Below are 6,956 nucleotides of genomic sequence, written 5' to 3' on the forward strand. Positions count from 1 at the left end.
CGACCGCGAGCAGGCCCAGGCCCGTACGACCGAGCTGACCCGGCGGCTCGACGACGGCCCGCTCGGCCCCGGCTGGCCCAGCGCCGACCGCGCGTCCGTCGCCGAGGCCGCGGCCCGCCACGACGGCCCGACGACGGTCGTGATCGTGGACGGCGACCCGGGCTCCGCGGCCCTGCGCGAGACGGTCGCGCGCCTCGCGGGCGTCGGCGCGGCCGCCGGCATCCACCTCCTGTGCCTGGCCGAGGCCCCCTCGGCCACCCCGGACTCGCCGGTGGCCGCCACGTACGAGGCCGCGTGCGCCGCGTCCCTCGCCTTCCGCGAGTGCGGGGCCGCCGCGCTCCTCAGCGGCGACGTGGCGACGGCGCTGCGGCTGCTCCGTACGTCCGGCGGGCGGCTCGCGGGCCACGGCACGGTCGGCGTGGTGGACGCGGTGTCCGTCGCCTGGGCCGAGCGGTTCGGCCGGGCCCTCGCCCCGCTGCGCCCCGAGGCGGCGGCGGCGCCGGGCGCCCGGGCCGCCGCGCTGCCCCCGTCGTCCCGCCTGCTCGACGAGCTCGGGCTCGCCCGGGCCACCCCCGCCTCCCTGATGGCCCGCTGGGCCTCGGCCGGGGACGGCACCGCGGTCCTGGGCGCGGGCCCGCGCGGCCCCCTGTCCGTGGACCTCACGGCGGAGGGCCCGCACCTGCTGATCGAGGGCCCGGCGGGCAGCGGACGCACCGAACTGCTCCGCTCGATCGCCGCCTCCCTCGCGGCGGGCGGCCGCCCGGACCGGCTCGGCCTGCTCCTCGTGGACGGCGCCGGCGGCGAGCGCGGCGAGGGCCTCGCGGTCTGTACGGAGCTGCCGCACGTCACCGAGCACCTGGTGGCCTCGGACCCGGTACGGATGCGGGAGTTCGCGCAGGCGCTCGGCGCCGAGCTGAAGCGCAGGGCGGAGCTCCTGGGCGACGGCCACTTCGCGGACCGCCGTGGAGCGGCGCGCGCCGCCGACCGGCTGATCGGGCAGCGCGGCCCGAGCGCGGCGGAGTCCGTGCCCCAGGGCGCCCGCGCGACCGTCCGCGTCCCGGACACCGCCGACCTCACGGACCGCCCGAGCGGCCGCACGCTCCGCACGGGCGACGGCACGATCGGCGCGCTCCCGAGCAGCCGTGGCGGCCGGGTCCCCTACCCGGGCGCGGAGGACGTGCCGGGCCGCACCAGCGGCCGGGTCCCGTACCCCGGTACGGGAGACCTCGGCGGCCGCCCGAGCAGCCGCACCCTCCGCACCGGCGACGGAGACCTCACGGACCACCCGAGCGGACGGGTCCCGCGCACGGGCGCGGCCGAGGTGCCGACCCGATCGAGCGGGCGCGTGCCGTACCCGGGCGCGGACGAGGTGCCGGGCCGATCGAGCGGCCGTGTCCCGTATCCGGGCGCGGACGACGTGACCGGCCGATCCAGCGGGCGCGTCCCGCATCCCGGCGGCGAGGACATCGCCGGCCGGGCGAGCGGGCGCGTCCCCCACCCCGGCGCGGACGACGTCACCGGCCGATCCAGCGGGCGCGTCCCGCACCCGGGCACCGAGGACGCCTCCGGCCGCGTGGCCCACCCCGGTGCCGACGAGGTGACGGGCCGCGGCAGCGGTCGTGTCCCGCACCCCGGGGCCGGTGATCTCGCCGAGCACCCGAGCGGGCGGGTCCCCCGTTCCGGTGATCTCACGGACCACCCCGGCGGGCGGGTCCCCCGTGCCGGGGACGGATCGCTCGACGTGCGGGCCGGCGCACGGGCGCGGTCCGGCGGAGACGCCTTCCTGGCCGACACGCCCAGCGGGCGGCTGCCGCGGCGGGACGGCGGGGCACTCGACGACCGCCCGAGCAGCCGCACGCTCCGCACCGGCGACGGCGACCTCTCGGACCACCCCAGTGGCCGAGTCCCCCGCGCGGCGGCGGACGACGTCCCGAGCCGGGCGAGCGGCCGCGTCCCGTACCCGGGCGCGGACGACGTCACCGGCCGGGCCGGGGGCCGCACGCCCCACCCCGGCGCGGACGACGTGACGGGCCGGGCGAGCGGTCGTGTCCCGTACCCCGGCAGCGACGACGTGACGGGCCGAGCCAGCGGGCGCGTCCCGTACCCCGGCGCCGACGACGTCACCGGCCGCGTCTCCCACCCCGCCTCCGAGGACGCCGCTGGGCGGATCCCGCGGCCCGCCTCCGGGGAGCAGGCTTCCGCGCGGGTGGCGGGTGGCGGGCAGCTGCCGCGGCTCGTCGTGCTCGTCGACGACTTCGACGCCCTGGTCTCCCCCGCGCTCGGCGCCCCCGGCCGGCCGGCCGCCGGGTCCGTCGTACGGGCCCTGGAGGCCGTCGCGCGGAACGGGGAGCGGCTCGGGGTGCACCTCGTCGCGACCTCGTCGCGCCCGGACCGGACCGCCGACACGGAGCTGGCCCACGGGGCCCGGCTGCGGATCGTGCTGGACGCGCCCCCGGCGGCGCCGGGTCCGGACGTGCCGGCGGCAGGCCGGGGCCGCCTCGGGCATCCGGACGGCCGGGTGACCCCCTTCCAGGCGGGCCGCGTCACGGGCCGGATCCCCCGGACGGCGACGCTCCGCCCGACGGTCGTCCCGCTGGAGTGGGAGCGGATGGGCGATCCGCCCACCCGCCGCCCGGTCCGTGAGCTGGGCAACGGCCCGACGGACCTGGCCCTCCTGGCGAGCGCGCTCGACCGCGCGGCACGCTCGGTCGAGGCGACGCCCATACCCCCGCTCACCCCCGCCACGCACGGCTGACGGCACGTCACGAGGGCGTCACGATCGCCCTCGTGACACGGAAGGCGGTATTGCGGGGCTCCGCGGCCCGGCGTAGACCTGTCGGACGGACAGCGAAGCGCACGGGAGAGACGGGGCAGCGATGCGTACAACTCTTCGTCCACGCAAGGCCCGCAAGGCACCCAAGGCCTTAGCCGCCGCGGCGGCGACGGCGACGGTCCTCGCCCTCGCCCTCACGGGCTGCGGCGACGGATCCGCGAAGGACCCGCAGCCCGCGCCCGATCGCGAGCTCTCCCTCAAGGGCGAGAAGATCGAGGTCGCCGCCGTCTGGACGGGCCCCGAGCAGGAGAACTTCACCAAGGTCCTGAAGGAGTTCGAGAAGCGCACCGGCGCGACCGTCACCTTCGTGCCCGCGCAGGACCCGATCGTGAACTTCCTCGGTACGAAGATCGCCGGCGGTTCCCCGCCCGACGTGGCGATGCTCCCGCAGGTGGGCGCGATCCAGCAGGCCGCCGCCCAGAAGTGGCTGAAGCCGGTCGGCCCGGAAGCCAAGGCCGCGCTGGCGGCGAACTACTCGCGCGGCTGGCAGGAGCTCGGCGCGGTGGACGGCACCCAGTACGGGGTCTACTTCAAGGCCGCCAACAAGTCCCTGGTCTGGTACAACACCGCCGTCTTCGAGAACGCGGGCGCCTCCGAGCCGAAGACGTGGAAGGAGTTCCTCGCCACCGCCGAGACGATCTCGGCCTCCGGCGTGACCCCGGTGTCGGTCGGCGGCGCGGACGGCTGGACCCTCACCGACTGGTTCGAGAACGTCTACCTCTCGCAGGCCGGCCCGGCCAAGTACGACCAGCTGGCGAAGCACGCCATCAAGTGGACGGACCCGTCCGTCGCCGCCGCCCTGAAGACCCTCGCCGAGCTCTTCGGGAAGCCGGCGCTGATCGCGGGCGGGGCGTCCGGCGCGCTGCAGACGGAGTACCCGGCCTCGGTCACGCAGACCTTCACGGGCGGCGACCAGCCCAAGGGCGCGATGGTCTTCGAGGGCGACTTCGCCGCCGTCAACATCGCCCAGACGAAGGCGGAGGTCGGGAAGGACGCGAAGGTCTTCCCCTTCCCGAAGGTCGGCGACGGCGGTACCTCCCCCGTGGTGACGGCCGGCGACGCGGCCGTGGCCCTGAAGGACACCAAGGGCGCGCAGGCCCTGCTCGCCTTCCTCGCCTCCCCGGACGCGGCGAAGATCTGGGCGGCCGAGGGCGGGTTCCTCTCCCCCAACAAGAACCTGGACCCGGCGGCGTACCCGAACGACGTCCAGCGCGAGATCGCCGAGGCGCTCATCGGCGCCGGTGACGACTTCCGCTTCGACATGTCGGACCAGATGCCGCAGTCCTTCGGCGGGACGCCGGGCAAGGGCGAGTGGAAGACGCTCCAGGACTTCCTGAAGAACCCGAAGGACATCGCGGGGACACAGGCGCGCCTGGAGGCGGACGCGGAGAAGGCGTACAAGGGCTGAAGGGGCCGGACATGCCGCGGATCCCCACCAGGAGCAGGGCCGTGGCGGCAGGGCCGCGGATCCCCCACAGGAGCAGGGCGGTGGCGGCGGGCTTCCTGCTGCCCGCCCTGCTCCTGCTCGGCGCGCTCGTCGTCTACCCGATCGGGTACTCCGTCCGCCGTTCGCTCTTCGACCGCTCGGACGCGTCCTTCGTCGGCCTGGACAACTACCTCGCCCTCGTCACCGACGACTCGCTCCGCACCGCCGTACGGAACAACCTGATCTGGCTGGTGGTGGCCCCGGCGGTCGCCACCGCGCTCGGTCTGGTCTTCGCCGTGCTCACCGAACGCGTGCGCTGGGGCACGGCGTTCAAGCTGGTCGTCTTCATGCCGATGGCGATCTCGATGCTCGCCGCCGGGATCATCTTCCGGCTCGTCTACGAGCAGGATCCGGACCGCGGGGTCGCCAACGCCGTCTGGGTCGGGGTCCACGACACCTTCGCCGAGTCCTCCGGCTTCCCGCGGGCCCGGCCGCTGCCCGTGCACCCGCTGAAGGCCGCGGGCGGCGGCGCGTTCGTCACGAAGGAGCCGGTACGGGCCGGCGTGCCCGTGCTCCTCCCGCTGGTCGGGGTGGCTCCGGCCCAGATGCCCCAGGACGCGCGCCCCGCCCGCACGCCCCACGCCACCGGCACCGGCACCGGCACCGGTGCGGACATCACCGGCACGGCCTGGCTGGACTTCACCCGGGGCGGCGGCGGGAAGCCGAACGTGGTCGACCCGAAGGAGCTGGGCCTGAAGGGGCTGCGGATCGAGGCCGTACGGGACGGGAAGGTGGTCGCCACGGCCACGGCGGCGGCCGACGGCAGCTTCAGCCTGCCCGCCGACCGCGCCGACGGAGCCGTACTGCGGCTGCCCGCGAGCAACTTCCGGGAGCAGTACGACGGCGTGGAGTGGCTGGGCCCCTCGCTCGTCACCCCGGCCGTCATCGGGGCGTACGTGTGGATGTGGGCCGGGTTCGCGATGGTCCTGATCGGCGCCGGGCTCGCGGCCGTACCGCGCGAACTCCTGGAGGCGGCGCGGGTGGACGGGGCGAACGAGTGGCAGGTGTTCCGGCGGATCACGGTGCCGCTCCTGGCGCCGGTCCTCGTGGTCGTCCTCGTCACGCTGATGATCAACGTGCTCAAGGTCTTCGACCTGGTCTTCGTCATCGCGCCGGGCTCCGCGCAGGACGACGCGAACGTGCTCGCGCTCCAGCTGTACCGCTCGTCCTTCGGCACGGACGCGGACCTCGGGGTCGGCTCGGCCATCGCGGTCGTCCTGCTCCTCCTCGTGCTGCCGGTGATGGTGGTCAACATCCGCCGCATCCGAAGGGAGTCCCGCCGGTGAAGAGCTTCGAAGTCCCGCCGGTGAAGAGCTTTGCGGCAAAGGCCTCGGCGCGTGCGGCAGGCGGTGCCGTCCGGGTCTTCCTCCTCCTCGCCGGCCTGTTCTGGCTGCTGCCGACGGTCGGGCTGCTGCTCTCCTCGCTCCGCTCGCCCTCCGACATCGCGGCGAGCGGCTGGTGGCAGGTGTTCACGGCCCCGGCCCGGCTGACCACCGAGAACTACGCCCGTCTCCTGGCGAACGACACGATCACCGACTCGCTCCTCTCCACCGTCCTGATCACCGTCCCGGCCACCCTCCTCGTCCTCCTCATCGGCTCCCTCGCCGGTTACGCCTTCGCGTGGCTGGAGTTCCCGGGCCGGGACTGGTGGTTCCTGGGCGTGGTCGCGCTCCTCGTGGTCCCGGTGCAGGTGGCGCTGGTCCCGGTGTCGAAGCTGTTCGGCGCGGTGGGGCTCTTCGAGACGACCCTCGGGGTGGTCCTCTTCCACACGGCGTTCGGGCTGCCGTTCGCGATCTTCCTGCTGCGGAACTTCTTCGCGGAGATCCCGCGCGAACTCCTGGAGGCGGCGCGGCTCGACGGGGCGGGCGAGATCCGGCTCTTCACCCGGGTGGTGCTGCCGCTCGGGGGTCCGGCGATCGCCTCGCTCGGGATCTTCCAGTTCCTGTGGGTGTGGAACGACATGCTGATCGCGCTGATCTTCGCGGATTCGCAGTCGCCGCCGATCACGGTGGCGCTCCAGCAGCAGGTGCGCCAGTTCGGCAACAACGTGGACGTGCTCGCGCCGGGGGCGTTCGTGTCGATGGTGGTGCCGCTGGTGGTGTTCTTCGCGTTCCAGCGGCAGTTCGCGTCCGGGGTGATGGCGGGCGCGGTGAAGTAGGAGCTGTGACGCACGGAGGGCGGCGGGCGCGGCGAAGCAGGACCCGTTGCGTGCGGAGGGCGGCGGGCGCGGTCGAGGAGCCCCGCGGGGTCACGCCTTGAGCGCCGCGACCGCCGCGCGCGCGAGCTCGTCCACGTACCCCTTCGGCAGGGGCGTGCGGACGACGACGAGGCGCCAGTAGAGCGGGCCGACGGCCAGGTCGAGGGCCTTGCCGGGGTCGGTGCCCTCGGGGAGTTCACCGCGTGCGACGGCCGCGCGGACGACCTGGGTCATGACTCCCTGCTGCCCGTCGAGCAGCACGGCCTTGACGGTCTCGGCGATCTCGGGGTGCCGGGCGGCCTCGACGAGCAGGTCGGGGATGACCTGCGAGGCGACCGGGTGGCGCAGGGCGTGCGAGGCCACTTCGAGGAGGACGCGCAGGTCCCCGTACAGGGAGCCGCTGGCGGGGGCCGGCAGGCCCTGGGCGGCGAAGGCGCCGA

5 protein-coding genes are annotated in these 6,956 nt (G+C 75.4%); 4 read left to right on the forward strand and 1 reads right to left on the reverse strand.

The genetic code is table 11. From position 1 onward, the window contains the following. The 4 genes from CCN56_RS15375 to CCN56_RS15395 form a co-directional block, all read left to right on the forward strand. Nucleotides 1–2,755: FtsK/SpoIIIE domain-containing protein (locus CCN56_RS15375; protein ID WP_256961982.1), on the forward strand; the 2,755-nt coding region annotated here is incomplete at its 5' end. A gap of 121 nt (nucleotides 2,756–2,876) precedes the next feature. Next, complete coding sequence (locus CCN56_RS15385; protein ID WP_086827352.1) at nucleotides 2,877–4,241, forward strand: ABC transporter substrate-binding protein; 1,365 nt, start codon at nucleotides 2,877–2,879, stop codon at nucleotides 4,239–4,241. An 11-nt stretch (nucleotides 4,242–4,252) separates the two neighbouring features. Next, nucleotides 4,253–5,605, forward strand: a complete 1,353-nt coding sequence (locus CCN56_RS15390; RefSeq protein ID WP_256961983.1) for a carbohydrate ABC transporter permease — start codon at nucleotides 4,253–4,255, stop codon at nucleotides 5,603–5,605. Then, the gene (locus CCN56_RS15395; protein ID WP_086827354.1) at nucleotides 5,602–6,477 is read left to right on the forward strand and encodes a carbohydrate ABC transporter permease; all 876 of its coding nucleotides are present in this window, start codon (nucleotides 5,602–5,604) and stop codon (nucleotides 6,475–6,477) included. Before CCN56_RS15390 ends, CCN56_RS15395 begins: the two co-directional genes overlap by 4 nt. Before the next feature lie 90 nt (nucleotides 6,478–6,567). Here CCN56_RS15395 and CCN56_RS15400 read toward each other — a convergent pair. Next, on the reverse strand, nucleotides 6,568–6,956 hold a 389-nt coding region (locus tag CCN56_RS15400; RefSeq protein WP_179199854.1), incomplete at its 5' end, for a TetR-like C-terminal domain-containing protein.

The sequence above is a fragment of the Streptomyces sp. NRRL B-24572 genome, from assembly GCF_002156145.1.
Taxonomy (GTDB): domain Bacteria; phylum Actinomycetota; class Actinomycetes; order Streptomycetales; family Streptomycetaceae; genus Streptomyces; species Streptomyces vietnamensis.

Bases quoted from the DNA above. Each gene is read 5' to 3' on its own strand.
- CCN56_RS15385 (WP_086827352.1), top strand. From the start codon at position 2,877: ATGCGTACAACTCTTCGTCCACGCAAGGCCCGCAAGGCACCCAAGGCC.
- CCN56_RS15390 (WP_256961983.1), top strand. From the start codon at position 4,253: ATGCCGCGGATCCCCACCAGGAGCAGGGCCGTGGCGGCAGGGCCGCGG.